Below are 25,448 nucleotides of genomic sequence, written 5' to 3'. Positions count from 1 at the left end.
ATGAATACAGAAACTATCATCTCTATTTTTAATGAGTTTGATCATCAATTTAATTATAAAAGTCATTCAGAATTAAATTCTGGACATATTAATGATACTTTTTTAATAAAAACAGATGGCGGTATTAATTATATTCTTCAAAGGATAAATCAAATTGTTTTTAAAGATGTTCCTGGTTTAGTAAACAACAAAGTATTAACAAGCAATCATATTAGAAGCAAATATCCGAAGGCATCAAACGAAGCTTTAAATAATACCGTTTTAAGTTTTGTAAAAGCCAAAAACAGTACTTTATATTATTATAATAAAGGAATCAATTTCTGGAATGTGATGATTTTTATTGATGATAGCGTTACCCATGAAATTGTAAATAACAAAGAGATTGCTTACGAAGGCGGAAAACTTTTAGGAGATTTTTTAAACCTAACAGCAGATTTTGATAGTAGCCAATTAATAGATGTGATTCCCAATTTTCACAACATGTCTTTTCGCTATAAACAATATGCCTCTTCTATACAAAGTGCTTTAAAAAGTCGCTTAACAAAAGCCGCGAAATACATACAAATCGTTGCCGATTTAAAAGAAGAAATGCACATTCTTCAGAATTTAAAAGATGCTGGTAAAATTCCTATTAGAGTTACACATAACGATACCAAAATATCTAACTCGCTATTTACGCAAGACAACAAAGGTATTTGTATGATAGATACAGATACGGTAATGCCAGGTATTATTCATTATGATTTTGGTGATGCAATAAGAACCATTTGCAACACAGCAGCAGAAGATGAAACAGACTTATCTAAGGTAGCATTTAATTTAGAGTACTACAAAGCATATGAAAAAGGGTTTTTAGAAAAAACAAAAGACACCTTAACAGAAATAGAGTTAAAATATTTGCCGTTAGCAGCAAAAACAATGATTTTTATAATGGCTTTGCGTTTTTTAACAGACTATTTAAACAATGACATCTACTACAAAACAACCTATGCCGAACATAATTTAGACAGAGCAAAAAATCAATTTAAATTGATAGAGAGCTTTTCTGAAAAATTAAAATTCTAAATTGACAAACTAATTAAATAACACAAGCTAATTTAAACCTTATGAGCACGACTACAAAATCTCAAAACAACCTAGTCCCAATTATGATTATTGGAGGACTCTTCGCAATTTTCGGTTTTGTAACCTGGATAAACGGAGCCTTAATTCCATTCATGAAAACAATTAATGAACTTACGGAAACGCAGGCTTATTTAGTAGCTACAGCTTCTTATATTTCATTTGTAGTAATGGCATTACCAGCCTCTTATATTATTTCTAAAACAGGGTATAGAAATGGTATATCATTAGGTTTAGCAATTATGGCAATTGGTGCATTGGTTTTTATACCCGCAGCTGAAGCACGTACTTATTGGATGTTTTTATTAGCCATTTTTATTCAAGGTATTGGAATGACAATTTGCCAAACTGCAGCCAATCCGTATATCACAATTTTGGGCCCAATTGAAAGTGGTGCAAAACGAATGGCAATGATGGGAATTGCAAATAAAGTTGCAGGAGCTTTAGGATCTATAATTTTTGGTGCGTTATTATTATCTGGTATAGATGATGTAAATGAGAAAATAGGAAATGTTTCTGCGGATGAAAAAAACGTTCTTTTAGATACCATGGCAGATAGTGTGCATACACCTTATATTGTAATGGCTGTTGTCTTATTTATTTTTGCTTTACTAATTAGAAAAGCAGCATTACCTAATGTAGAGGCTACTGAAGAAGAAGCATTAGCAGAAGGTGAAACATCGTCATCTAAAACCATATTTCAATATCCACATTTATGGATGGGTGTTTTAGCCTTATTTGTATATGTTGGTGCAGAAGTTATTGCTGGAGATACTATTATTGCTTACGGAATTTCATTAGGCATACCAGCTGCAGATGCAAAATTCTTTACTACATATACCTTAATGGCAATGGTTGTTACCTATGCTTTGGGCGTCTTATTAATTCCCAAATATATACAACAAAAAACAGCGCTTGTAATTAGTGCTATTTTAGGAATTATTTTTAGTACCTTAATTATAACTACCTCAGGATTTACATCTGTTTTATTTGTTGCAGCTTTAGGAGTTTCTAATGCATTAGTTTGGCCAGCAATTTGGCCGTTAACTTTAGACGGATTAGGGAAACATACTAAAACAGCTTCAGCACTTTTAATAATGGCTATTTCTGGAGGTGCAATTATTCCGCCTTTGTATGGACGAATTGTAGAAGCTAATAAACACGAATTAATTACCAATGGCTTACAAGAAGCAGACGCATTAGCAACTGCAGCAACTAGTAGTTATTGGATCTTAATTCCTTGTTATGCAATTGTACTTTTCTTCGCCGTTTGGGGACACAAAATAAAGAACTGGAGCAAACAATAAAAAAAATTCAAACCTAACAAACCACATATTATGTTAAAAAGTACTATAGACAAAGCAACAGGTTTCGAAAAAAGATTCGAAAATATTGGAACTATCGTTTATGAAGACTCTACATCAGCAGCTAAATCAATTGCACAAGAAATTGCAAACCTAATTAAGGTAAAACAATCGCAAAGACAACCGTGTATTTTAGGTTTAGCAACAGGTTCTTCACCAAAAGGTCTGTATGCAGAATTGGTAAGGTTACATAAAGAAGAAGGCCTAAGTTTTAAAAACGTAGTGTCTTTTAATTTAGATGAATACTACCCAATGGAACCAGATTCTATAAACAGTTATGTTCGTTTTATGCAAGAACAATTGTTTAATCACATAGATATTTTACCAGAAAATTGTCATGTTCCAGACGGAACATTGTCAAAAGAAAGTATTAGAGATTATTGTGATCAATATGAAGCAAAAATTGAAGCTTTAGGAGGCATTGATTTACAAATTTTAGGAATTGGAGGAAATGGTCATATTGGTTTTAACGAATCCGGATCTCTTCAAAACTCTAAAACAAGATTGGTTGCCTTAGACCACATTACAAGAGTAGCGGCAAGTGGCGATTTTTCTGGATTAGAAAACACACCAAGAACTGCAATTACTCTAGGAGTTAAAAAAATAATGGAAGCTAAAAGAGTCATTTTAATGGCTTGGGGAGAAAGTAAATCTAACATTATAAAAGCCTCTGTAGAAGCAGAAGTTACTAGTTTAGTGCCTGCATCTTACTTACAAGAACATAGAAATGCAACTTTTATTTTAGATCAAGCGGCAGCTTCTAAATTAACAAGAATTAATACTCCTTGGTTGGTAGAAAAAATTGTTTGGACAGATCAATTAATTAGAAAGGCTGTTTTAAGTTTAGCTCTAAACTTAAAGAAACCTATTTTAATGTTAACTGATGCCGACTACATAGAAAATGGTATGAGTGATTTGTTAGCAGACTCAGGTCCTGCGTATGACATCAACATAAAAATATTCAATAAACTACAAAACACCATTACAGGTTGGCCAGGTGGAAAACCAAATGCAGACGATAGTAAAAGACCAGAAAGAGCAGAACCTGCTAAGAAACGTGTCTTAATTTTTAGTCCTCACCCAGATGATGATATCATTAGTATGGGTGGTACTTTTAAGAGATTGCATGAGCAAGGTCATGAAGTGCATTTAGGATATCAAACTTCTGGTAATATTGCGGTTGCAGATGATGAAGCATTGCGTTTTGCAAGTTTTGTGTGTGATTACAATGAAAAATTCGGAATTGATAATTCTGAAGCAACTACAATTTACAAGAATGCAGCTACCTTTTTAAAGAACAAAAAAGCAAGTGAAATAGATACTCCAGAGGTTCGCTATATAAAAGGATTGATCAGAAAAGGAGAAGCAAGAGCAGCCTGTCATTTTATAGGTTTGCCAGATTTACAAATTCATTTTATGAACCTTCCTTTTTATGAAACAGGAGCTATAAAAAAGAACCCAATTGGTGTTGGAGATGTAGAAATAACCAAAGAATTAATTGAAAAAGTTAAACCACATCAAATATTTGCAGCAGGAGATTTAGCAGATCCTCATGGTACTCATAAAGTATGCTTAGATGCAATTTTTGCAGCCGTAAGAGAACTAAAACCTAAGAAATTTATGAAAGATTGTTGGGTTTGGTTATACAGAGGTGCATGGCAAGAGTGGGGAGTTGATGAAATAGAAATGGCAGTACCAATGGGTCCTGATCAAGTTTTAGAAAAACGAAAAGGAATTTTTAAACATCAATCTCAAAAAGACGGTGTTGTTTTTCAAGGAGCAGATAGTAGAGAGTTTTGGCAACGTGCAGAAGACAGAAATAGAGAAACTGCAGAATTATATGATCAATTAGGGTTGTCTCATTACGCTGCTATGGAAGCGTTTGTAAGATGGCATTATTAGAATATAAATTATTTTAATACCAAAGTAAAAAACCTCAACTGATATCGTTGAGGTTTTTTTAATACATTAAGTAATCATAAAATATTACTATTTTATAACTGATATATCTTTTCCATTAAAATCCACTTCTCTCCTTTCTTAGCCAGCGGAAGACCTTGCTGATATTTCCACATAAGAGCTTCCCATTCTTGTACTTTTACATTATTTTTATCTAGCTCATCTTTCTCTTCAAAAGAAAAAGAAGCATCAACTTCCATAATCATAAACAACCGATTGTGTACATTAAAAATTTCTAGATTTAAAACACCAGCATCAACGATACTTTTAGTAATCTCTGGCCATATTTCTTGATGATATTTTTTGTACTCTCCAATTAGTTTTTCATCATCTTTTAAATCTAAAGCGAAACAATATTTACTCATTTTATTTATAAATTTTCATTGTTCTATATCCGTAAAGTGCAATAAAGCAAAAACAGATAAAAGGTAATATAAATGAAAAGTTGACTCCGCTAAACGGACCAATTTTTCCCATATCTATCATTAATCCTTGTAAAATTGGCATTAAAGCTCCACCTACAATAGCCATAACTAATCCTGCAGCCCCTAAAGCAGAATCTTCTTCACTTAATCCGTCTAAGGCAATTCCGTAAATAGTTGGGAACATTAAAGACATAAATGCTGAGGTTGCTACCAGTAAGTATAAACCTGTAATTCCTTCAATTAAAATAACTCCGGATATGGTTACCATCGCACAAAGTGCGAAAATCATCAGTAATTTTTTTGCATTGATATATTTCATTAAAAAAGTACTGATAAACCTACTTCCTAAGAAAATAGACATGGCAATAATATTATAATTTTGTGCTTCTGCCTTCGAAATTCCTAAATTTCCTGCATACTGAATGATAAACGTCCAACACATAATTTGAGCAGCCACATAAAACAATTGTGCTAAAACACCTTCTTTGTATTTTCCGTTTTTAAACAATCTTTTAAAAGAATCTGCGGCACTAGAGTAAGTTGTATTTGCACTTCTTTTTGGCATTTTAGTTACGGCAATTAAAATAAGCATTGCAATCACAACAAAGCCAAGAATTACATACGGATTTCTAATAATTGCTAAATCATGCGTTCTAATAACTGCTTTTTGAGCTTCATCTAGCGTGCTAAAAATTAACTCACCAGCTTCATTTCTTTTATCAGAATCTAAGGCAACCAAAATAAATTTTGATGCTACAAACATTCCGAATAAAGACCCAATAGGATTAAAAGCTTGTGCTAGATTTAAACGCTGTGTTGCGGTGCGTTCATCCCCCATAGAAAGGATGTATGGGTTTGCGGTGGTTTCTAAAAAAGCCAATCCGAATGTTAAAATATATAACGAACCTAAAAAGAAGCCAAAGACTTCAAATTGTGCTGCCGGAAAAAATAATAAGGCTCCAATAGCATATAAAGATAAACCTAAAAGAATTCCTTTTTTATAGCTGTATTTTCTAACAAATAAAGCGGCAGGAATTGCCATTGTAGCATAACCTCCATAAAAAGCAAGTTGCACCAAAGCAGCTTTGGCAGTAGAAATTTCCATGACGGTACCAAATGCAGCAACCATGGGATTTGTAATATCATTGGCAAAACCCCACAATGAAAATAACGAGGTAATGATGATAAAAGGAATGAGAACATCCTTGGAAACTACAGGGATTTTTTTTGACTCTGCCATAAATAAGGTTTTATTATGTTGATGAAAAAAAGCACTTATAATAAATCGAAATTAGGGAATTTCTAAAAACTAAAAGTGCTTCTCATCTATATTTTAAATATTTTATCTGTATTGTGCGTATACAACTTTGGTTTGTAAAAACTCTTCCATACCATGTTTACCATCTGCACCACCTAATCCAGATTTTTTCCAACCTGCGTGAAAACCTTGAATGGCTTCAAAATATTCTCTGTTAATATACGTTTCTCCATATTGTAACTCTTCTGCAGCGTGCATAACTTTGTTAAAGTTTTCTGAGAATATAGATGAGGTTAATCCAAATTCTGAATCATTTGCCAACGCAATTGCTTCATCTAAAGTACCAAATTTCATAACTGGTAAAACAGGTCCGAATACTTCTTCCTGAATAATTTGCATGTCTTGTCTTACATTGGTTAATAAAGTAGGTTGATAAAAATATCCTTTATCAAATTGAGAAGATCTAGATCCTCCAACTAATACTTCTGCTCCTTCTTTTTTAGCATATTCTACCATTTCAGAAACCTTATCTAATTGCGCCTTAGAAACCAAAGCACTCATATCTGGATTGTCATCAGAAAAAGCATCTGCTACTGTTACCGCTTTCATTTTAGCAGTTACCATTTCTAAAAATTGGTCGTGAATAGATTCTTCTACATACACACGTTCTGCACAATTACATATTTGTCCGCTATAAGTAATCCTAGAGGTAACAATCGCATTAACAGCCAATTCTAAATTAGCATCTGCACAAACAATTGCCGGTGCTTTACCACCTAACTCTAAAGAAACTTTTGTAATGTTTGCAGAGGCTGCTTCCATAACTTTTTGACCCGCAAAAACACTACCCGTTAAACTGATAATACCCGTTGTAGGACTCTTACTTAAAGCATTTCCAACAATAGGACCAGAACCACAAACTATATTCAAAACACCTGCTGGCAATTCAATTTTTTGAATCATTTTAGCCCATTCCATTATGGTATTTGGGGCAATACAACTTGGTTTAATTACGCAAGTATTTCCTGTAATTAAAGATGCTGCTACTTTTCTTGCCATAACAAAAAATGGCCAGTTCCAAGGTAAAATACCTACAGCTACTCCAATTGGGGGCTTTGTGTAAAAAGATATGTTCTTTACTACGGTTACTTTGTATAATTTCTCCTTCTATTCTTCTTGCAAAACCTGAATAATAATCAAAATAATCTGCGGTAACATCTATTTCTACTTGTGCCAAACCAATTACTTTTGCTTGCTCTGAAGCTAAAGTTTTGGCCAAAAATATTCTGTTTTCACGAATAACGTCTGCCATTTTATTTAAATAATTGGCTCTTTGAATTGCAGGAAGAGATTTCCAAGCATGATGCGCATTTTGAGCGGCATCTAATGCATTATTAGCATCTTCTACACTACCGTGTGGTATGGTAGAAAGAACTTCTTCTGTACAAGGATTTAAAACTTCTGTTACTTCTGATGATGTAGATTTTACAAATTTTCCGTTGATATACTGTTCAAATTGTTGCATAAAATATTTTATTAGTTAGTGGTATTTTTAATCAGAAAGAAAAAAAATCATAATAATTTTCTGTACTTCCTTTGCTATAGTGGTAATGGTGGTTAATGCCAATAAGCAAACTTATAAATATAAGTGAGTAAAAATTTTATCCATATTAAGCAATAAAATGTATAATTTAAACATAAAGGTAAAGTAAGAACATCAGAAACCACTTTAAACCCTTATTTATAAGACCTAAAGAAGTATTACTTCAAAAACACTATTTATGTATATTTTCCGGATTTATAAATACCAGGAGTTAAACCTGTAACCAATTTAAATACTCTAGAAAAATGATATCTGTCTGAGAAACCTAAATTAAAGGCAACATCTTCTATCGTTTTATTAGTATGCTCAAACAACTCACAAGATCTTGCAATTTTTCTATTCTGAATAAAGTTATGCAGCGTAATATGCATTTCTTCTTTAAACAAACGAGCAAAAGAATTAGGTGCCATATTTACAATAGCCGCAATTTCTGTATTGGTTAATTTTTTATTGATATTGGCTTCAATAAAACGTATAACCTTTAAAACTCGGTCATCTATGTTTATAGCTTTCCAAAGCTCAGGACCAATATTGGTCAATACTTCTTTGATAAATGCTTGCAGTTTTAAATTAAAGGTCAATTTAAAATCTTGATTTTCGACCTTTAGCCTTCCTGTTAAATATTCTAAGCGATCTCTTAGGTAATCGGTAACTTGTATTTCTATAATTCCCGGATACACATTATCAAAAGGCACTCCTAAATTAAAGTGTATAAAAAAATGAATTAAAGATGAATCTAGGTAATCATCTTCATTATAATCACTCGTTAAATGCCTACCGGAAACATGAATTCCATCATTATGCATGTGTTTTTTAGAAAAACGTGAAGAAAAAGAAGTAAAAGGCGGAATTATATACAAAGTATCTGGTGTCATTTTATAAACATCATCTAAATGTATTAATTCTCCTCCTTCATTTCTATTCCAATAAATTCTCCAAAAAGGAAAAATCATATCATGGCAATCCCACAAATTTAACAACCAATACCTACAACACAGCAATCTTAATTTTAAATCGATAAAATTTTGATAATTTGAAGAAGGATCTCCTAATGCAATGTTTTTTGAAAACGTCAATTAGTGAATTGTTTAAATTAGATACAAAAATACAGATTTTGAATATTTAATTACATTTCATTCGTAAATATCTTTGTTAAATCAAATTTACTAAATATTATGAAAACATTAAACCTTCCATCAGAAGTAGAGATAGAATTAAAAAAAGTATCAACCGTTGCAGGTTATTTATGGCAACGTGAGTGGGCAGAAAGAAATGCTGGAAATATATCAATGAATTTAACTTCATTCTTTACCAAAGAAGAAGTACAAGGAATTGGTACAGAAGTTCCTTTCGATTTCCCTAAAGAAGCAGCTGGTTTTGTACTTTATATCACTGGTACAGGTTGTTATTTAAGAGATTTAGTAGACATGTTAGAAGAGGTGTCTTGTATTTTATATATTAATGAAACTGCAACAGCATATTCTATTATTTGGGGTGGAAACAGACCTAATTTTGGACCAACTTGTGAGTTAATTTCTCATGCAAGTATTCATTTATTTAACTCAATTCATCACCCAGAAAATTTAGCGGTTGTACATACACACCCATTAGAATTGATCTGCATGAGTCATCATGAGTTATTTGATAATGAAGAAGAATTAAACAGACAAATCTGGATGATGTGTCCGGAAGTTAAAGTATTTGTACCAAAAGGAATTCACTGTACACCTTATGCTTTATCTAGTACTGCTGCTTTGGCAGAAGTAACTATGGAAGCTTTTAAAACAAGAAACGTTTCTCTTTGGGAAAAGCATGGAGCAACTTCTACAGCGCCAGATGTAATGAAAGCGTGGGACTTTTTAGATGTAGCAAATAAAGGTGCTAAAATGTTAATGATGTGTTGGGCAGCAGGTTTTAAACCAGCAGGATTGTCTAACGAGCAATTAACAGAATTAGAACAATTTACATAGGACATAAAAAAACTGATATATAATGAGTAGACTTATAGGTAGATTACCAAAGATAGGAATTCGCCCTGTGATTGATGGGCGTGAATTAGGAGTGAGAGAATCTTTAGAGGTTCAAACGATGGATATGGCCAAAGCGGCTGCCAAATTAATTGAAGAAACATTGCGTTTTCCTAGTGGAGAAAAAGTAGAATGTGTTATTGCAGATACCACTATTGGTGGTGTTGCAGATGCGGCTGCTTGTGCAGATAAATTTAAAAGAGAAGGTGTAGAGGTTTCTTTAACAGTAACGCCATGTTGGTGTTATGGTACAGAGGTAATGGATACAGATCCTCTTTTACCTAAAGCAGTTTGGGGATTTAATGGTACTGAAAGACCAGGAGCGGTGTATTTAGCTGCTGCCTTAGCAGGATATTCTCAAAAAGGATTGCCAGCATTTGGTATCTATGGAAAAGAAGTACAAGATGGTGGCGACCAAACCATTCCACAAGATGTATCAGAAAAAATATTACGTTTTGTAAAAGGTGCTTTGGCAGTGGCTCAAATGAAAGGAAAATCTTATTTATCAATAGGATATAGCTCTATGGGTATTGCAGGTTCTATGGTAGATGTCAACTTTTTACAAGACTATTTAGGCGTAAGAGCTGAGTTTGTAGAATCAGTAGAACTTTTAAGACGTATTGATGAAGGTATTTTTGACCAAGAGGAATATGCAAAAGCATTAGCTTGGACCAAAGAAAACTGTGAAGAAGGAGCAGATAGAAACAATCCTGAAGCACAAAAATCGCGTTCTCAAAAAGATGCTGAGTGGGAGAAAGTTGTAAAAATGACTTTGATTTGTAAAGATTTAATGAACGGAAATCCGAAGTTGAAAGAAATGGGATTTGGTGAAGAGTCTAAAGGAAGAAACGCAATTATGGGTGGTTTCCAAGGACAACGTCAATGGACCGATTACCAACCAAACGCCGATTTTACAGAGTCTATTTTAAACTCTTCTTTCGATTGGAACGGAATTCGTCAAGCATATACATTTGCAACAGAAAACGATTGTTTAAATGCAATTTCTATGTTATTTGGTCACTTATTGACTAATAAAGCACAATTATTTTCTGATGTAAGAACTTATTGGAGTCCTGAGTCTGTAGAAAGAGTGACGGGTAAAAAATTAACAGGATTGGCAGAAAACGGAATTATTCACTTAATCAATTCTGGTTCTACCACTTTAGATGCTACCGCACAACAAAAAGATGCTGATGGCAACCCTACAATGAAACCATTTTGGGACATTACAGATGAAGATGTTAAACGTTGTTTAGACAATACCAAATGGCCACCAGCTACTGTAGAGTATTTTAGAGGAGGAGGATTCTCTTCTAATTTCTTAACAAAAGGGCAAATGCCTTTAACGATGTGTAGAATCAACCTAATTAAAGGAATTGGGCCCGTTTTACAAATTGTAGAAGGTTGGAGTGTAGAATTACCAGAAGATGTGCATACTGTTTTAAATGAAAGAACAGACCCTACGTGGCCTACAACTTGGTTTGTACCAAGAACCACAGGTACCGGTTTCTTTAAAGATGTGTATACGGTAATGGCGAAATGGGGAGCAAACCACGGTGCAATTTCTCACGGACATATTGGTGCAGATTTAATTTCTTTAGCAGCAATGTTACGTATTCCTGTAAATATGCACAATGTTTCTGAAGACGACGTATTTAGACCAAGTGCATGGTCTGCTTTCGGTGAAAACTTAGAAGGTGCAGATTATAGAGCATGTAAAAATTATGGTCCGTTATACGGATTTAAAGAATAATAACTATTTTTTTTTATAAGAATTGGCGACCAAATTTTGAATTATTTGTTGAGTCGCCAATTCTTTTTTAATACTGATAAAGATCCCCCTTTTACCAGATCTGCAAATTGTTAAAAGGATACTTTATCAATTTAACCTTCAATAAAATGGAAGATGTAATCGCAGTTATAGATATTGGAAAAACGAATAAAAAAATATTTTTATTTGATAAAAAATTTAATGTTTGTTTTCAAAATTCTACAAAATTTAAAGAAGTTTTAGATGATGATGGTTTTCCTTGTGATGACTTAGAATCTATAGAAAATTGGATTTTAGAGCAAATAAAACAAGTTCAAAACAATCCTGAATTCCATTTAAAAGCGATTAATTTCTCTACACACGGTGCATCTCTAGTATATTTAGATAAGCAAGGCAATAGAATTGCCCCTTTATACAATTATCTAAAACCCTTAGACATACATAATTACACTAATTTCCATCAATTAAACGGCGGTGTAGAAGAGTTTTCTAGAACAACAGCTTCTCCTGCTTACGGTATGTTAAATACAGGTCTACAAATGCTTTGGATGCAAAAAGAAAAACCACAAGTATGGAAAAATGTAGATGCAATTTTACATTACCCACAGTATTTAAGCTATCTATTCACAAAAAAAATTACCGCAGACTTTACTTCTGTCGGCGCACATACAGCTACTTGGAATTTTGATGAAATGCAATATCACCCTTGGTTAAAGGCTGCAAATATTAATTTACCAGAACCTGTAAATGGAGAAAAAGCAATCTTATCTGAAATTAACGGACAGCAAGTTGCCGTTGGTTCTGGTTTGCATGACAGTTCTTCTTCTATAATCCCTATTTTAGAAAACGAAAAAGGCAACGATTTTGTACTACTTTCTACAGGAACGTGGATTATTGCTATGAATCCTTTTAGTACAGAAACCTTAACACAACATCAATTAACTAATAATTGTTTGTGTTTTATGACTCCTAAAAAGCAACAAGTTAAATCTTCTATGCAGTTTTTAGGACGCATACATGAAGTGTATTTAACCCCATTAAGTGATTATTATAAAGTAGACATAGACAAGCATTTAAATCTTGGTTTAGACGAGAAACTGTGTCAAGAATTAATTGTAGAAAATGCACAAATTTTTCTAAGTGATGGAATTGACACCAATTTTGAAGCTAATGAAGATTTATTAAAACATTTTGGTTCTTATAAAACTGCTTACTACCAATTAATCTATGAAATTGCTAAAAAAGTAATTGCGGGTATTAATTTAATAACTGATAAAGACAAGTCGATTAAGAACATCTATATTTCTGGTGGATTTAATAAAAACGAAATCTTTATTAAATACTTAACCCTATTAAAAAAAGGCATCGTTATTAAAATATCAGAATGTAAAAATGAAAGTGCTTTAGGTGCTGCATTAATGATGAAATCTTACTTATAACCCAAGTTTTTGATACTAAAATTACAACAATCAAGTTGATATTAACCTGGTTCATTTTTCAGATTAACAAATCTACTTACAAGAAAAAATATTGATAAAAACACCTAACAACTGATTGTTAGGTGTTTTTTTTATCACATTATAACATAGGCTATATGTAACGAATATCTGTCATACTGAATTTATTTCAGCATCTTATCAGGTTAAGAACCCCCAAATATCCTATAATTTTGGCTGCGCTACGTTTTGTCTTTTCGACCTTTTGGAAGAAATTAGATTAAGTTTACAGCTGTTATGGGATTTCTCATAAATTAGAAATGTCACACTCATGTTTTTTTTGTTTCAAAACTAATTGTAAACTAAAAACCATCCGAAAGGAAAGCCTTAGGGATGGTTTTAAATAAAGAATGAAGTATAATCTATTTTATTTTTTCACCTCTTAAAGACTCATAGACTTTAATTAGTTCTGCTAATTTCTCAGGATTTGTTTCTGCTAAATTTTGTTGTTGACCAACATCTTGTTTTAAATTATATAATTGAAATTCTGGACGAATACCAACATCAATATTTACTTTTTTATTAAACTTATTCCCTTTATAAGGAGGAATCATTAACCAATCTCCACTTCTTAAAGCTGTTCTAGAATTTGCTTCAATTAACAAATGATCTCTTCCTTTATTAGACTTACCTAAAAAAGCATCTAAAATATCTTTACTATCTGTTGTATTTTCTGAGGTTCCTGTTAAGTTTGCTAAAGAAGCTAATAAATCCATTTGACAAACAATAGCGTCTGAAACAGTTGGTTTAATTGTTCCTTTCCAATAACCTATAAAAGGTACTCTAGTACCTGCTTCTAACAGACTGTATTTACCACCTCTTAAACCTCCTTTTGGGTCATGTTTTCCTAATTTTTCTATGGCGTCATCATAATACCCATCATTTAAAACTGGGCCATTATCACTAGAAAAAACAATTAACGTATTTTCTAAAAGACCTTCTTCTTCTAAGGTATTTATAAACTCACCAACTACCCAATCTGCTTCTAAAATAACATCACCTCTTGGTCCCATTCCAGATTTACCTACAAAACGAGGGTGTGGAGTTCTTGGTACATGCGGTTGTTGCATTGCATAATATAAAAAGAAAGGCTGTTCTTTATGTGATTTTACATACTCTTGTGCTTTTCCTAAAAAATGGTCTGCCATATCAATATCTGTCCATTTTGCTGCATCTCCACCTTTCATATACCCAATTCTAGGAATTCCGTTTACAATACTATTATTATGTCCGTGATGCCATTTCATGGTTGTCATTTCCGGGTTTGATTTTGCTGTAGGCTCTCCCTCAAAATTCTTTTTATAATTTACTTCAATCGGATCATTTTTATCCAAACCTACTACATGTCCGTTATCTATAAAAACTGTTGGTACTCTATCTTGCGTAGCCGCCATAATATAAGAAGAATCGAAACCTACTTCATTTGGCCCCGGAGTTATTTTTCCGTTCCAATTAACATCCCCAGACCCTAAACCTAAATGCCATTTACCAACAATTGCCGTTTGATAGCCTTGTTTCTTTAACATTTTTGGTAATGTTTGTTGCGCAACATCAATAATTAAAGGAGCAGAACCTGCTAAAATTCTTGCTTTTTTATTTCTCCAAGGATACACACCTGTTAACAATGCATATCTACTTGGTGTACATGTTGCCGAAGAGGCATACCCGTTTGTAAATTTAATTCCTCCATTAGCTAAAGCATCAATATTAGGCGTTTGTAATTCAGTTGCTCCGTAAGCACTTAAATCTCCGTAACCTAAATCATCTAAATAAATAATAACAATATTTGGTTTTTTACCTGAATTGCTAGATGTACTCTCTTTTTCTACTGACTTACAACTTGTCATTACAAAAACAGACAAGAAGAAACATTTAAAAATAATATTTTTTAAATACATGGGATTTCTATTAATTAATTAAAAATAATGAATGTAAAATTAAGTATATAATTTGAATGGTTGGGGGTAATATTCGTTAGAAAACAGCATCAAAATGACTCTTATTTCTTTATAATTTTTATTTTTTAAGCTTAACAAGCTCAAATTAAAAACAATACACTAGAATAAAACAACACGTAATTAACTGATAAGAAACTATTTAAATACTTTAAATCATAAAATAAAAGTAGTAATCGATTTAGCAGTGATTACAACATCTTTTTTATCCGCATTATGTTGTATCAATTTTAAATCTGAGTCTTTATCTGTAACATAAACTTGCTTTATAGTACTTTTAAAATTTAGTTGTACGGCTGTTTCTTTTTGATTGACCGCCACAATAATGATAGAATTATCTTTATTCTTATACGCTGAAACTAAAACTCCTTTTTCTAAATTTTCAAGGGAATTTTTACCTTTATAATCTATCTTAATTTGTTTTGCCTGAGGTCTTATAAATCTCGAAAAATTACCTAAGCCCCATAATAATTTTGAGCTTTCAAAAGTACCTTCTTCTGTATTTTTATCATGATAAATAAGTCCGTCTTTATAATTATAAGGTGTCATTGCCAACCACCAATGCCATGCACTTGCATTAGCAATAGTAAGATCTGCATGCATTAACCTGGCCACATACAAAGCCGTTTTCATGCCTAAATCTTTCCCTTTTCCTCTAATTTCTTCATTGTTCTCTAGAATACAATATTCTGTCATCCAATACTCTAAATTTGGGTACTTTATTAATTTCTTTTTAATTTCTTCTCTTTTTGTCTTTAACTTAGAAATATCCCAAGTTGTAAAATAACTATGTCCTGCAAATTTTTGCGAAACGGTTTCTAAATTTCCAAGATACAAATCACTCGTAGGGTTAAAAAAGACTTCTACCTGGTTACTTCTATGCTCTTTTCCTTTTTTAATTGAAGTCAAATAATCTATTTGTCCTGCTTCTGATACTTCTAATTTTGTATCTAAATTATAGTTCTTAAAAACAGAATCTATTTTTTTGGTTGCACTTGAGAGTTCATCATTATTCCTAGGAGAACCTTCTTGTTTTCCATTTTTCCAATCCCATTGAGGTTCATTAAAAGGACTGATAAAATTAAACTTAAGATCTAAACTATCCTTAAAATGTCTTACTACATCTTTTAAAAACAACCCATATTTTACATAATTACTTGTTTTTAGGTTTGATGACAATCCGTCTGCAGAAAATGCTTTATTATTTTTTGTAAACTGTACAGGCGGACTATTTACAAAACCAATAAAAGAAGAAACACCTCTTTCTTTTGCTGCTTTTAAAAACCATTGCTGCCCCAATTGTCTGTTCCAATTATAAGAACTATCATTATTTAAAAAACCTTCTGCTCTTCTCCATTCATCCTTAATACTGCTTTCTACTCCTTGTTCTGCACTTCCTGCACCAATATTAAAGCGCCAAGTAGAAAGACCAATTCCTTTAAAAGTTCCATCTGCATTCTTTTCTGTACTAAATAATAAATCTGCTATTGCTTCTTTTTTATCCAAAGACCATTTACCAACAAATTGAGCAGACCACGCATCTGAAGCTCCAAAATTATGTATGGTTTGATATTCTACATTTGGATGAATCTCTAATTCTATCTGTGCTATTTTACTTTGTGAAAACAAAAAGCCACTTAGAAACAAAAATACTAGAACCGCCTTATTTTTCATATTTACTGTTTTTACTTAAATTTATTCGGAACAAAATTAGCCTCATACTTCGGATTTAACTCCGTAGGAATTGGTGCATTGATTTCAGTTCTCCAAGTAGTTAGTTTTTTTAATAACTCTGCAGTTTTCTTTGGATGAACGACTGAAAGGTTATTTTTTTCACCTAAATCTGTCTTCAAATTATATAATTCGAGTGCATTATCTTCAAAATATTGGTGCAGTTTCCAATCACCATCAATAATTACAGAACCCGGTCGGGTTCTAAAAAAAGGATCTCTACCGTTATCTGTTTTAAAATTATACGCTTGTAAATAAATAGGAAAATGAAAATACAGACTTCTGTCTTTAATCTTTTTACCTTTTAAAACAGGAAAAATTGAAGTTCCATCTACTATTTTTTCTGGCATCTCTACATTTAAAATATCCATAAAAGTTGGATAAAAATCTAAATTGCTAATTGGTGTTTTAGAAATCGTATTAGGTTTTATTTTTTCTTTCCAAGAAATAATATAAGGCACTCTTATTCCTCCCTCATAATAAGAGCCTTTTCCTGCTCTTAATGGGTCTTGATTAGATATATCTCTAATTCCACCATTATCCGAAGTAAAAACTATAAGTGTATTTTTTAAATTTAGGGCTTCAATTTCATCTAAAATCAAACCAATGTTTCTATCAACCGTTTCAATCATACCTGCATAAACTGCCTTATTTTGAAAAGAGTTCCCTCCTTTTTCTTTGTATTTTTCTTCTAAAGCATTTGTTGTTGATAACGGCGTATGAACTGCATAATATGGCAAATACAGAAAAAATGGCTTTTCTTTATTCTCTTTTATAAATGAAATGGCTTCTTGCGTTAATCTATCTGTTAGGTTTTCTCCTTTTTTATTATCAACAATATTTTTTATGTTATACGGACTAAAAAACCCATCTTTACCCGGATTACCCTGATTAGCACCCCCAACATTTACATCAAAACCTTGTGTTTTAGGATCGTCTCCTAAATGCCATTTACCAAAAGTACCTGTTGTGTAGCCAGATTTCTTGAGCATTTCTGCAATTGTAATATTATTGTCTGCTAAAACTTCTGTGTTTTTAATAGGAATTATTTTTCTAGTTTTTTCATTTCCTCTATCAGAATTACTAACGGTATAAATACCATGTCTTGGAGTATTTTGTCCGCTAATTAAACAAGCTCTACTAGGCGCACAATTTGCAGCAGAAGCATATCCATTTGTAAATAGCATGCCGCTTTTTGCTAGTTTGGTAATGTTTGGAGTCTCGTAAAAAGTAGATCCATAGATTTCCGTATCCATCCAACCTAAATCATCTACATTAATATAAATGATGTTTGGTTTACTTTCTGATTTCACCAAACTTTGTGTGTTGCAAGAGCACAAAACACATAAAAAAACGATATATAAATACTTCATATTTACTTTTTAGACTCTTTATTTAAAACTTTTTTCATTTTACCAGGGCTTGTATATAAAACCTCTTTATTTTCCATTAATCGTTGATGAATATGATACGTAACATCCATCCAATTTCTTGGTTCTCCCCAAAGTGGTTCCATCATTTGAGATTCCCAGTTTTTAAAGCTGTGTTTAATTCATTAAACTCGTCTTTGTTACTATTTTGAAGGTCTTTCATTTCACCTAAATCCTCTTCAACATTATATAAAGTTGCTCCATAAACTTGCAAACGAACCATCTTGTAATCTCCTACTCTTGCTCCGGCTTCTTCTAGTTTTCTCCAAAATAATTGAGCATGCGGGTCTCCCTTTTTTTCTCCTTTTAAAAATGGTAAAAGGTTTGCACCATCTAAAATTAAATCTGCATCCTTTTTTAATATTTGCTGCTGCCATAGAAGTTGTAAAAATATCTAAAGAAGAAGACAAACCATTAAAAGTTTGACCTCCTTTAATCTGAGCTGGCCAACTTACCACAAACGGAACTCTATGTCCGCCTTCAAATTTATTTCCTTTCCACCCCTTTAATGGTCCTCCAGAAGAAGTGTTATTTGCTGCTCCACCATTATCACTTAAAAAATAAATAATTGTATTATCTGCAATACCTAACTCTTCTAATTTATTTTGAAGTTTCCCTACGTTCTCATCTAAAGACCAAGTCATTGCTGCTAAATACTGTCTTGGATGGTTTTTATACCTCTCTAAATCTTCCTTTTTAGCTTCCATGGGAGTATGAACCGCATTGTAAGCTAGGTACATAAAAAAAGGATTGTCTTTATTTTCTTCTACGTATTTTACAGATTGATCTCCTAAAACATCTGTTAAATACCCATCAAATTTTACACGTTCTCCATTATGTTGCAACATTCTTGCTTTACTTGGGTTTTCTATTTGAAAATAAGATCTACTTCCTATTTCAAAACCATAAAACTCATCAAAACCACGATTGTTAGGAAGGTCTGATTCTTGTTTTCCTAAATGCCATTTCCCTAATGCCATTGTTTTGTAACCATTTTTCTTAAAAACATCTGCAATAGTTACCACATCATCAGAAAGTCCAATATCACCAGAATTTTTATCACCTGTATCATTTGCCTCAAAACCAAAACGCTGTTGGTATTTTCCGGTAATTAAACCTGCTCTACTTGGTGCACAAACTGTTGCACTTACATGTGCATCTGTAAAAATAACACCACTTTTTGCTAATTTGTCAATATTAGGTGTTTCTAGATCTTTACTTCCCATAAAACCAAAATCTGCATAACCAGCATCATCAATTAAAATGACAATAACATTTGGTTTTTGGTCTTTTTGCACCGCGTTACTTGTATTGCAAGACACTAAAAAACAACACAATAGCAGTATAAATAAGTTGTTCATTTTAAAAAAAATAAATTTTAATAATTCTGTAAAAACAGGATGAAAGTTTTTTTTAAGATTCAAGTTGTTGACTTTTTTAATTAAAGCTAATCTAACTTAAAGTAGCGTAAAAAACAGTCTAATATTGTTACAACAAGGGAGTGAGAATGTTACAATTCTATTAAAGAGTCTCCATGCGGTGCATATAGCTATGACTATCAATAATTTAATATTAAAAAGTGAACACAACCAAAATTCATCAAAAATAACACTGTAATATCAATAGAAATAACTTTCTATAAATCTAATAAAAAAAAGATTCTTTAAAAAAAATACACCTAATTTACTATAACATATATGATACTTAGCCTGATAATAAATTTTTAAACTTTAACAACCCATCAAAAGTAATAACTCTAAAAAATCATTGAAATTTATGCATACGCAACATTTTTACCCCCTTTTTGTTTCTTTATCCTCCATAATTAACATAAAATTTAAAGAACTTAGCAAAGTAAATAAATTATTAATCATTTAAATTTTAAGGGAACATGAAACAAAAAACTACTTTTTTAAAATCAGCATTTATAATGGCTGCTTTGTTTATTGCAGGAAACAATTTAAGTGCGCAAACATTAGAAGCTCACTACAAATTTGATAACAGTATTACTGATGAAACTGGTAACTGGAATTTAACTGCTACTGATGAAGATGGTTCAATTACTTATGAAGTGGGACAAGATGGAACTGCAAACGGAGCTATAACAGGCTTTGATAGAGCAGATTTTTTATCTACCGTAGCAAATTTTCCTATTAGCGGAGACGCTAGCAGAACAATGACTGCATGGATTAAATTAATTGCATTAACACCACAAACTACAGTTGTAGGAGGAGGTGAAAACTCACCAGGTAAAAAATGGACATTTGGTCACCAAGGATCTAAAGTAAGAGCAGAAATCAACGGAAAAGGAATGGGAGTAGGTACCTTAGAACTTGATGTTTGGAGTCATATTGCTGTTGTTTGGGATAAAGATAACTCAACAGTTCGTATCTATCAAAATGGAGAACTAAAAGGATCAAATACTACTTGGTCTACCAACACAACAGAAGCTCCTTTATTAATTGGTAACGATTATAACGCTAATCCTTCTGATAGAGGTTTTAACGGAGCTATGGATGATGTTCGTATTTATACAGGTGCAGCAGATGATGCTTTTATTAAAAACATTTATGATACCACAGTACTTGGTGTGAATGATAATGTAGCTAAAACATCTTTTAATGCTTTCCCTAATCCTGTACTTGATCGTTTATCTTTTTCTTCTGATAAAATTTCATCTGTAGAAATTTATAACATATTAGGAGCTAAAGTTACTTCTCAAAAAGTAATTAACAAAAGCATAGACATGAGTTCTTTATCTAAAGGAATTTACATGGTTAAATGTAAAGATGCTGATGACCAAAATATGGGTACTCTAAAAGCTATCAAAGAGTAGTATAAATAGAAAAACATATTTAAACGGAGTGATAATTTTAATTTTTCACTCCGTTTTTCATTTCATAATTTCTCCTCATGAAAAACAAAAAAATAGTTCTTTTAAAGATTTTACTGTTAATTTCTTTCGTTTCATATTCGCAAACAGATATTATAACCATAAACCCAAAAGAAGTACACCAAAATGTAATTTTTGGGGGTGATAATAAATTAACCATTAAAGCTTGGGCAGAAGGCAACACAAATAGTGTTTCTAGTAAATTATTTAAGGATATGGACCTTTTAGGTGGTGATAAAAAAAATATTTTACTAAAAACCTTAAACGATACATTATTGCACCTATTCTGTTACAAAACCCCACTATAGTAACAATTAAATTATAATAAATTTGTAAATCATAATTAATAAATCATAAAAAATAATGAAAGCAGGTTTTGAAATGTGGGACTATGTAGTTTTTATTACATATGCCATTCTAATTTTAGGTGTAGGTTTATGGGTTTCTCGAGATAAAAAGGGACATCAAAAAAATGCAGAAGATTACTTCTTGGCAAGTAAATCTTTGCCTTGGTGGGCAATTGGTACTTCTTTAATTGCTGCAAATATTTCTGCAGAACAATTTATTGGTATGTCTGGTTCTGGTTTTGCATTAGGTATTGCAATTGCTTCTTATGAATGGATGGCAGCCTTAACCTTAATAATTGTTGGTAAATATTTTCTACCTATTTTTATTGAAAAAGGATTATATACAATTCCTGAGTTTGTAGAAAAACGTTTCTCTACAAACCTTAAAACAATCTTAGCCGTTTTCTGGTTAGCTTTATACATTTTTGTAAACCTTGCTTCAGTATTGTATTTAGGAGGTTTGGCTATTGAAACCATTATGGGTGTAGATATGATGTACGCTATTGTTGGTTTGGCACTTTTTGCAGCGGCCTACTCTTTATATGGAGGTTTATCTGCCGTAGCTTGGACAGATGTAATACAAGTAGTATTTTTAGTTTTTGGTGGATTAATTACCACTTACTTGGCATTAAATACCGTTTCTGGAGGAGAAGGAATGATTGCAGGTTTCTCTAAAGTTTGGGAAGCTGCACCAGAAAAATTCCACATGATTTTAGAAGAATCTAATGATAACTATGTAAACTTACCTGGTATTTGGGTATTAGTTGGTGGTTTATGGGTTGCCAATTTATATTACTGGGGATTCAATCAATACATTATACAAAGAACTTTAGCAGCTAAATCTTTAAAAGAGTCTCAAAAAGGGATCTTATTAGCAGCTTTTTTAAAATTAGTAATTCCATTAATCGTAGTAATTCCTGGTATTGCAGCGTATGTAATGGTAAATGATTCATCTATTATGGCTAATTTAGGAGAAGCAGGTATGTTAAATGTACCTTCTGTAGAGCAAGCAGATAAAGCATATCCTTGGTTGTTACAGTTTTTACCAACCGGACTAAAAGGTGTGGCTTTTGCAGCTTTAGCAGCGGCAATTGTTTCTTCTTTAGCTTCGATGTTAAATTCTACCTCTACCATTTTTACAATGGATATTTACAAGCAATACATTAACAAAAATGCAGATGATAAAACAACAGTAAATGTAGGAAGAATTTCTGCTGCAGTTGCTTTATTAATCGCTGTTATTGTTGCGCCACTTTTAGGAGGAATTGACCAAGCATTTCAATTTATACAAGAATATACAGGTGTTGTAAGTCCTGGTATTTTAGCAGTATTTATGTTAGGTTTATTCTGGAAAAAAACAACCAACAATGCAGCTATTTGGGGAGCAATTTTATCTATTCCTATTGCATTGGCTTTAAAGTTTATTGCTATCCCTGTATTCGAGCCTTGGATGCATCAAATGGGAATTACAACGCTTTTAACTCTTGTTATTATCATGATAATGAGTAATATTCAAAATAAAGGAGCAGATGATCCTAAAGGAATTGAAATCACTAAAGATTTATTTAAAACATCACCATTATTCAATATGGGATCTATAACAGTATGTATTTTATTAACCGTATTGTACTGTTTATTCTGGTAAGAAATTGCCAAACATAATTTTAACAAAAAAATCGTCTAAATTTCTTTAGGCGATTTTTTTTTATTTTTTAAACACGCTCTAAAATTTTCATCAAATCTAAAGGATGTTCTAAAATGTGTGTTGCTCCAGCGTCAATTAGACTTTCTTTATCTCTAAAACCCCAAGACACACCAACAGGGATCATATTTGCATTTTTAGCGACTAAAATATCAACATCTGTGTCCCCCACAAAAATGGTTTCTTCTGGTTTTACTTGTATCTCGTCACAAATTTGCAAAGCCACTTTCGGATTTGGTTTTTTATCAACCTCAACTTTCAATCCTAAAACTGGACTCAAAAAATCTGGTAGCAAAAAGGCTGATACTTTTTTAGTTAAAGTATCTTCTTTATTAGAAAGCACACTTACTTTAATATTTTTAGCATCTAATTGATTTAATAGTTCTAAGATACCATCATAAGGCATTGTTTTATTTGTACAACATTTGCTGTACACCTGCATCATCTCTATAAAACACGCTTCTACCTCTTCATTTTTAGGGTTTTCATCTGGCAACGCCTTCACCACCAAACTCCTTACTCCACTTCCTACAAAAGTTTTATACGTATCATAATTATAGGTAGGATAATTCCTATTTTCAAGTACAATATTCATGGCATCTGCAATATCTTTTATAGAATTTACGAGCGTACCATCTAAATCGAAAATAACAGCTTTATACTTCATTTTTTTTTGATAAAATTACTAATAATCTCATGATTAAAAGTTGAAAATAATAAAGATTTTCTGCTATATTTTAAAGTAGTTTATCATTAGTGTATCTTAAAAAACTTAAGACCACTACCCTAAAAGATATAAGAAACAAAACCCTATCAACTAACTGTTTTTAAGTGTTTTGTATATTAAAAGATCGTTTTTTAAAAAATATTCGTAATTCAAATCTTCACATAATAGTTTCTATCTAACCAAATTGAATTTCATAAAGCCAACTTAAAAACGCGATGTTTTTAGTAGACATTAGAAATATTATCTAAAAGAAAAATCCCTCTAAGAAGAGGGATTCAAAATAGTAGTAGTTATAATTCTTAACACTAAAAGAAACTATAATACTAACAATTTAGGGTACTTATTTTTAATTTCTAGTTTAAAAATTTTGGCTTAATTACCAACATTGCCCAAGCCCAATTTTGATTATTTGCAGCAGCAGCTTCTGTAACTCCTTTTAATTCATACATACCATCGCTTGCAAACATTTGAGAATATCCAAGTACTAAAGAATATCCTTTAAAGTTCTTTTTGTACACTAAATCTATTTCTGTTCCTAAAGATTTCTCTCCACTTGCTAATGCTTGTTCTCCTCTAAAATTAAGTGCTTTTACTAGTAAACTAGAAGATTCATTTAAAATGAAGTTTGCACTTACATGAAGATCTACCAAACCAATTGAGTTTGCATGATTACCCACATAAAAATAATCCATAAAACCATTAAATTTATGATTTGTTCCATATAATGGAAAAAATGCTCCCGTTTCTCCTGCAGCACCATCATTACCACTAATAGCTTCTATACCTAATCCTAAACTTACTTTTGGAGCTACTTTATACGTTGCATCTAAACCAACCAAATACGCTCCTTTTACATCTACATTTCCTTGACGCTTACCTGTCTGTAAAAAAGCATTTGCAGACAAACCAAAACTACCAGATTTATAATCTAAATGTGTTCCTAAGGTTTGTAAATTACTTACGCCGTCTGCTTCTCCTGATACAGCATCAAATTCTTGAAATCCGTTATTTAACAATAATAAACTACCTGTTAATTTCTCCCATTTTTGTTTCATATATAACATTTGCATGGTTTTATATGAAAAATAACCTGTTGTATTGTATGCAGTACCTGCAGATTGAAAACCTGTTGGGTTTGAGTAATCTTGATTAAATGCTAACGCAACATCTAACATAAAACTATCCTTTTTATATTTAAGTAAAGCTGCATCGTGGTTTCTACCTTGTTGTGCCCAATCTAATCCTCCTAAAATTCGTTGATCATCATAAGATAATACTTGACGACCAACTCTTGTAGATGTATTCTCACCCAGTTTAAGCTCTGCCCAAGCCTGAAAAATTGCAAAAGAATTATTTTGATCATAAGGTAAAATTTGTCTGTTTTCTCCCCACACCATTACATCTTGTAAACTTACGTACACCCAATAATTGTCTGTCATGTAGCTGGTATTTAAACGCACTCTTGTCGAAATTCCAAAACCAGCATCAGAAGCATCCGGAATTAAACTTCCAAATCCGTTTCTATATTCTGTACGTGGTCTAAATTCTCCATCTAAAGTAAATTGTGCTTTTGCAAATTGAAAGCATACTAACATTAACCCTAAAATTACGTATTGTTTTTTCATTTTGATTTCTATT

Annotated in this window: 21 protein-coding genes; 9 read left to right on the top strand and 12 right to left on the bottom strand. The window is 32.0% G+C overall.

Annotated elements, in window-relative coordinates; all coding sequences use genetic code 11:
- From WG945_RS11275 to nagB, 3 genes are read left to right on the top strand one after another with little or no spacing between them, the layout of a single operon-like run.
- The gene (locus WG945_RS11275; RefSeq protein WP_068449051.1) at window positions 1-1,065 is read left to right on the top strand and encodes a phosphotransferase enzyme family protein; all 1,065 of its coding nucleotides are present in this window, start codon (window positions 1-3) and stop codon (window positions 1,063-1,065) included.
- Between the two features lie 41 nt (window positions 1,066-1,106).
- Window positions 1,107-2,429 (top strand): sugar MFS transporter, encoded by a 1,323-nt coding sequence (locus WG945_RS11270; RefSeq protein WP_068449049.1) that lies wholly within the window; start codon window positions 1,107-1,109, stop codon window positions 2,427-2,429.
- Between the two features lie 30 nt (window positions 2,430-2,459).
- Window positions 2,460-4,388 (top strand): glucosamine-6-phosphate deaminase, encoded by a 1,929-nt coding sequence (gene nagB, locus WG945_RS11265; protein WP_282071981.1) that lies wholly within the window; start codon window positions 2,460-2,462, stop codon window positions 4,386-4,388.
- Between the two features lie 92 nt (window positions 4,389-4,480).
- On the opposite strand, the gene WG945_RS11260 is transcribed toward nagB, so the two are convergent.
- The 5 genes from WG945_RS11260 to WG945_RS11240 all read right to left on the bottom strand — a co-directional run bounded on the left by WG945_RS11260 (window position 4,481) and on the right by WG945_RS11240 (window position 8,807).
- The gene (locus WG945_RS11260; RefSeq protein WP_068447973.1) at window positions 4,481-4,810 is read right to left on the bottom strand and encodes an L-rhamnose mutarotase; all 330 of its coding nucleotides are present in this window, start codon (window positions 4,808-4,810) and stop codon (window positions 4,481-4,483) included.
- A gap of 1 nt (window position 4,811) precedes the next feature.
- The gene (gene fucP, locus WG945_RS11255; protein ID WP_068447971.1) at window positions 4,812-6,110 is read right to left on the bottom strand and encodes an L-fucose:H+ symporter permease; all 1,299 of its coding nucleotides are present in this window, start codon (window positions 6,108-6,110) and stop codon (window positions 4,812-4,814) included.
- Between the two features lie 102 nt (window positions 6,111-6,212).
- Complete coding sequence (gene aldA, locus WG945_RS11250; RefSeq protein ID WP_262501910.1) at window positions 6,213-7,217, bottom strand: aldehyde dehydrogenase; 1,005 nt, start codon at window positions 7,215-7,217, stop codon at window positions 6,213-6,215.
- Entirely contained in the window at window positions 7,135-7,653 is a 519-nt protein-coding gene (locus WG945_RS11245; RefSeq protein ID WP_262501908.1) for an aldehyde dehydrogenase family protein, read from the bottom strand. The genes aldA and WG945_RS11245 overlap by 83 nt, the downstream gene beginning before the upstream one ends.
- A gap of 254 nt (window positions 7,654-7,907) precedes the next feature.
- Window positions 7,908-8,807, bottom strand: a complete 900-nt coding sequence (locus WG945_RS11240) for a helix-turn-helix domain-containing protein (protein ID WP_068447969.1) — start codon at window positions 8,805-8,807, stop codon at window positions 7,908-7,910.
- A gap of 99 nt (window positions 8,808-8,906) precedes the next feature.
- Here WG945_RS11240 and rhaD point away from each other — a divergent pair, with 99 nt between their 5' ends.
- The 3 genes from rhaD (at window position 8,907) to WG945_RS11225 (ending at window position 12,968) form a co-directional block, all read left to right on the top strand.
- Window positions 8,907-9,701, top strand: coding sequence for a rhamnulose-1-phosphate aldolase (rhaD, locus tag WG945_RS11235; protein ID WP_068447965.1), 795 nt, complete (start codon window positions 8,907-8,909; stop codon window positions 9,699-9,701).
- 22 nt (window positions 9,702-9,723) lie between these two features.
- Window positions 9,724-11,511 (top strand): L-fucose isomerase, encoded by a 1,788-nt coding sequence (locus tag WG945_RS11230; RefSeq protein WP_157603524.1) that lies wholly within the window; start codon window positions 9,724-9,726, stop codon window positions 11,509-11,511.
- Between the two features lie 146 nt (window positions 11,512-11,657).
- Window positions 11,658-12,968, top strand: a complete 1,311-nt coding sequence (locus tag WG945_RS11225; protein WP_068447963.1) for an FGGY family carbohydrate kinase — start codon at window positions 11,658-11,660, stop codon at window positions 12,966-12,968.
- A gap of 419 nt (window positions 12,969-13,387) precedes the next feature.
- Here the strand turns inward: WG945_RS11225 and WG945_RS11220 are convergent, their stop codons facing one another.
- The 5 genes from WG945_RS11220 to WG945_RS11200 form a co-directional block, all read right to left on the bottom strand.
- A complete protein-coding gene (locus WG945_RS11220; protein WP_068447962.1) occupies window positions 13,388-14,923 on the bottom strand; it encodes a sulfatase family protein in 1,536 nt (511 codons plus the stop codon).
- 213 nt (window positions 14,924-15,136) lie between these two features.
- Window positions 15,137-16,654, bottom strand: a complete 1,518-nt coding sequence (locus WG945_RS11215; protein WP_068447961.1) for a glycoside hydrolase — start codon at window positions 16,652-16,654, stop codon at window positions 15,137-15,139.
- Between the two features lie 11 nt (window positions 16,655-16,665).
- Window positions 16,666-18,084, bottom strand: coding sequence for a sulfatase (locus WG945_RS11210; RefSeq protein ID WP_068447960.1), 1,419 nt, complete (start codon window positions 18,082-18,084; stop codon window positions 16,666-16,668).
- 2 nt (window positions 18,085-18,086) lie between these two features.
- Window positions 18,087-18,230: a hypothetical protein gene (locus WG945_RS11205; RefSeq protein WP_197482037.1), complete on the bottom strand. Its 144-nt coding sequence runs from the start codon at window positions 18,228-18,230 to the stop codon at window positions 18,087-18,089.
- A gap of 96 nt (window positions 18,231-18,326) precedes the next feature.
- Window positions 18,327-19,439: a sulfatase-like hydrolase/transferase gene (locus WG945_RS11200; RefSeq protein ID WP_068447959.1), complete on the bottom strand. Its 1,113-nt coding sequence runs from the start codon at window positions 19,437-19,439 to the stop codon at window positions 18,327-18,329.
- Window positions 19,440-20,032: 593 nt separating this feature from the next.
- On the opposite strand from WG945_RS11200, the gene WG945_RS11195 reads away from it, so the two are divergent.
- The 3 genes from WG945_RS11195 to WG945_RS11185 all read left to right on the top strand — a co-directional run bounded on the left by WG945_RS11195 (window position 20,033) and on the right by WG945_RS11185 (window position 23,026).
- Window positions 20,033-20,977 (top strand): LamG-like jellyroll fold domain-containing protein, encoded by a 945-nt coding sequence (locus WG945_RS11195; RefSeq protein ID WP_068447958.1) that lies wholly within the window; start codon window positions 20,033-20,035, stop codon window positions 20,975-20,977.
- Between the two features lie 77 nt (window positions 20,978-21,054).
- Window positions 21,055-21,342, top strand: coding sequence for a hypothetical protein (locus WG945_RS11190; RefSeq protein ID WP_068447957.1), 288 nt, complete (start codon window positions 21,055-21,057; stop codon window positions 21,340-21,342).
- A 55-nt stretch (window positions 21,343-21,397) separates the two neighbouring features.
- Window positions 21,398-23,026, top strand: coding sequence for a sodium/sugar symporter (locus tag WG945_RS11185; RefSeq protein ID WP_068447955.1), 1,629 nt, complete (start codon window positions 21,398-21,400; stop codon window positions 23,024-23,026).
- A gap of 67 nt (window positions 23,027-23,093) precedes the next feature.
- On the opposite strand, the gene WG945_RS11180 is transcribed toward WG945_RS11185, so the two are convergent.
- Window positions 23,094-23,750, bottom strand: coding sequence for an HAD family hydrolase (locus WG945_RS11180; RefSeq protein ID WP_068447953.1), 657 nt, complete (start codon window positions 23,748-23,750; stop codon window positions 23,094-23,096).
- Between the two features lie 413 nt (window positions 23,751-24,163).
- Window positions 24,164-25,435, bottom strand: a complete 1,272-nt coding sequence (locus WG945_RS11175) for an alginate export family protein (protein WP_068448020.1) — start codon at window positions 25,433-25,435, stop codon at window positions 24,164-24,166.
- Window positions 25,436-25,448: the final 13 nt, after the last annotated feature.

Origin of the sequence: Polaribacter atrinae (assembly GCF_038023995.1) — a bacterium.
GTDB classification, from domain to species: domain Bacteria; phylum Bacteroidota; class Bacteroidia; order Flavobacteriales; family Flavobacteriaceae; genus Polaribacter; species Polaribacter atrinae.
This window is presented reverse-complemented; position numbering and strand designations above follow the sequence as displayed.

Bases quoted from the DNA above. Each gene is read 5' to 3' on its own strand.
- WG945_RS11275 (WP_068449051.1), top strand. From the start codon at position 1: ATGAATACAGAAACTATCATCTCTATTTTTAATGAGTTTGATCATCAA.
- WG945_RS11270 (WP_068449049.1), top strand. From the start codon at position 1,107: ATGAGCACGACTACAAAATCTCAAAACAACCTAGTCCCAATTATGATT.
- nagB (WP_282071981.1), top strand. From the start codon at position 2,460: ATGTTAAAAAGTACTATAGACAAAGCAACAGGTTTCGAAAAAAGATTC.
- WG945_RS11260 (WP_068447973.1), bottom strand. From the start codon at position 4,810: ATGAGTAAATATTGTTTCGCTTTAGATTTAAAAGATGATGAAAAACTA.
- fucP (WP_068447971.1), bottom strand. From the start codon at position 6,110: ATGGCAGAGTCAAAAAAAATCCCTGTAGTTTCCAAGGATGTTCTCATT.
- WG945_RS11245 (WP_262501908.1), bottom strand. From the start codon at position 7,653: ATGCAACAATTTGAACAGTATATCAACGGAAAATTTGTAAAATCTACA.
- rhaD (WP_068447965.1), top strand. From the start codon at position 8,907: ATGAAAACATTAAACCTTCCATCAGAAGTAGAGATAGAATTAAAAAAA.
- WG945_RS11230 (WP_157603524.1), top strand. From the start codon at position 9,724: ATGAGTAGACTTATAGGTAGATTACCAAAGATAGGAATTCGCCCTGTG.
- WG945_RS11225 (WP_068447963.1), top strand. From the start codon at position 11,658: ATGGAAGATGTAATCGCAGTTATAGATATTGGAAAAACGAATAAAAAA.
- WG945_RS11220 (WP_068447962.1), bottom strand. From the start codon at position 14,923: ATGTATTTAAAAAATATTATTTTTAAATGTTTCTTCTTGTCTGTTTTT.
- WG945_RS11215 (WP_068447961.1), bottom strand. From the start codon at position 16,654: ATGAAAAATAAGGCGGTTCTAGTATTTTTGTTTCTAAGTGGCTTTTTG.
- WG945_RS11210 (WP_068447960.1), bottom strand. From the start codon at position 18,084: ATGAAGTATTTATATATCGTTTTTTTATGTGTTTTGTGCTCTTGCAAC.
- WG945_RS11205 (WP_197482037.1), bottom strand. From the start codon at position 18,230: ATGATGGAACCACTTTGGGGAGAACCAAGAAATTGGATGGATGTTACG.
- WG945_RS11195 (WP_068447958.1), top strand. From the start codon at position 20,033: ATGAAACAAAAAACTACTTTTTTAAAATCAGCATTTATAATGGCTGCT.
- WG945_RS11190 (WP_068447957.1), top strand. From the start codon at position 21,055: ATGAAAAACAAAAAAATAGTTCTTTTAAAGATTTTACTGTTAATTTCT.
- WG945_RS11185 (WP_068447955.1), top strand. From the start codon at position 21,398: ATGAAAGCAGGTTTTGAAATGTGGGACTATGTAGTTTTTATTACATAT.
- WG945_RS11180 (WP_068447953.1), bottom strand. From the start codon at position 23,750: ATGAAGTATAAAGCTGTTATTTTCGATTTAGATGGTACGCTCGTAAAT.
- WG945_RS11175 (WP_068448020.1), bottom strand. From the start codon at position 25,435: ATGAAAAAACAATACGTAATTTTAGGGTTAATGTTAGTATGCTTTCAA.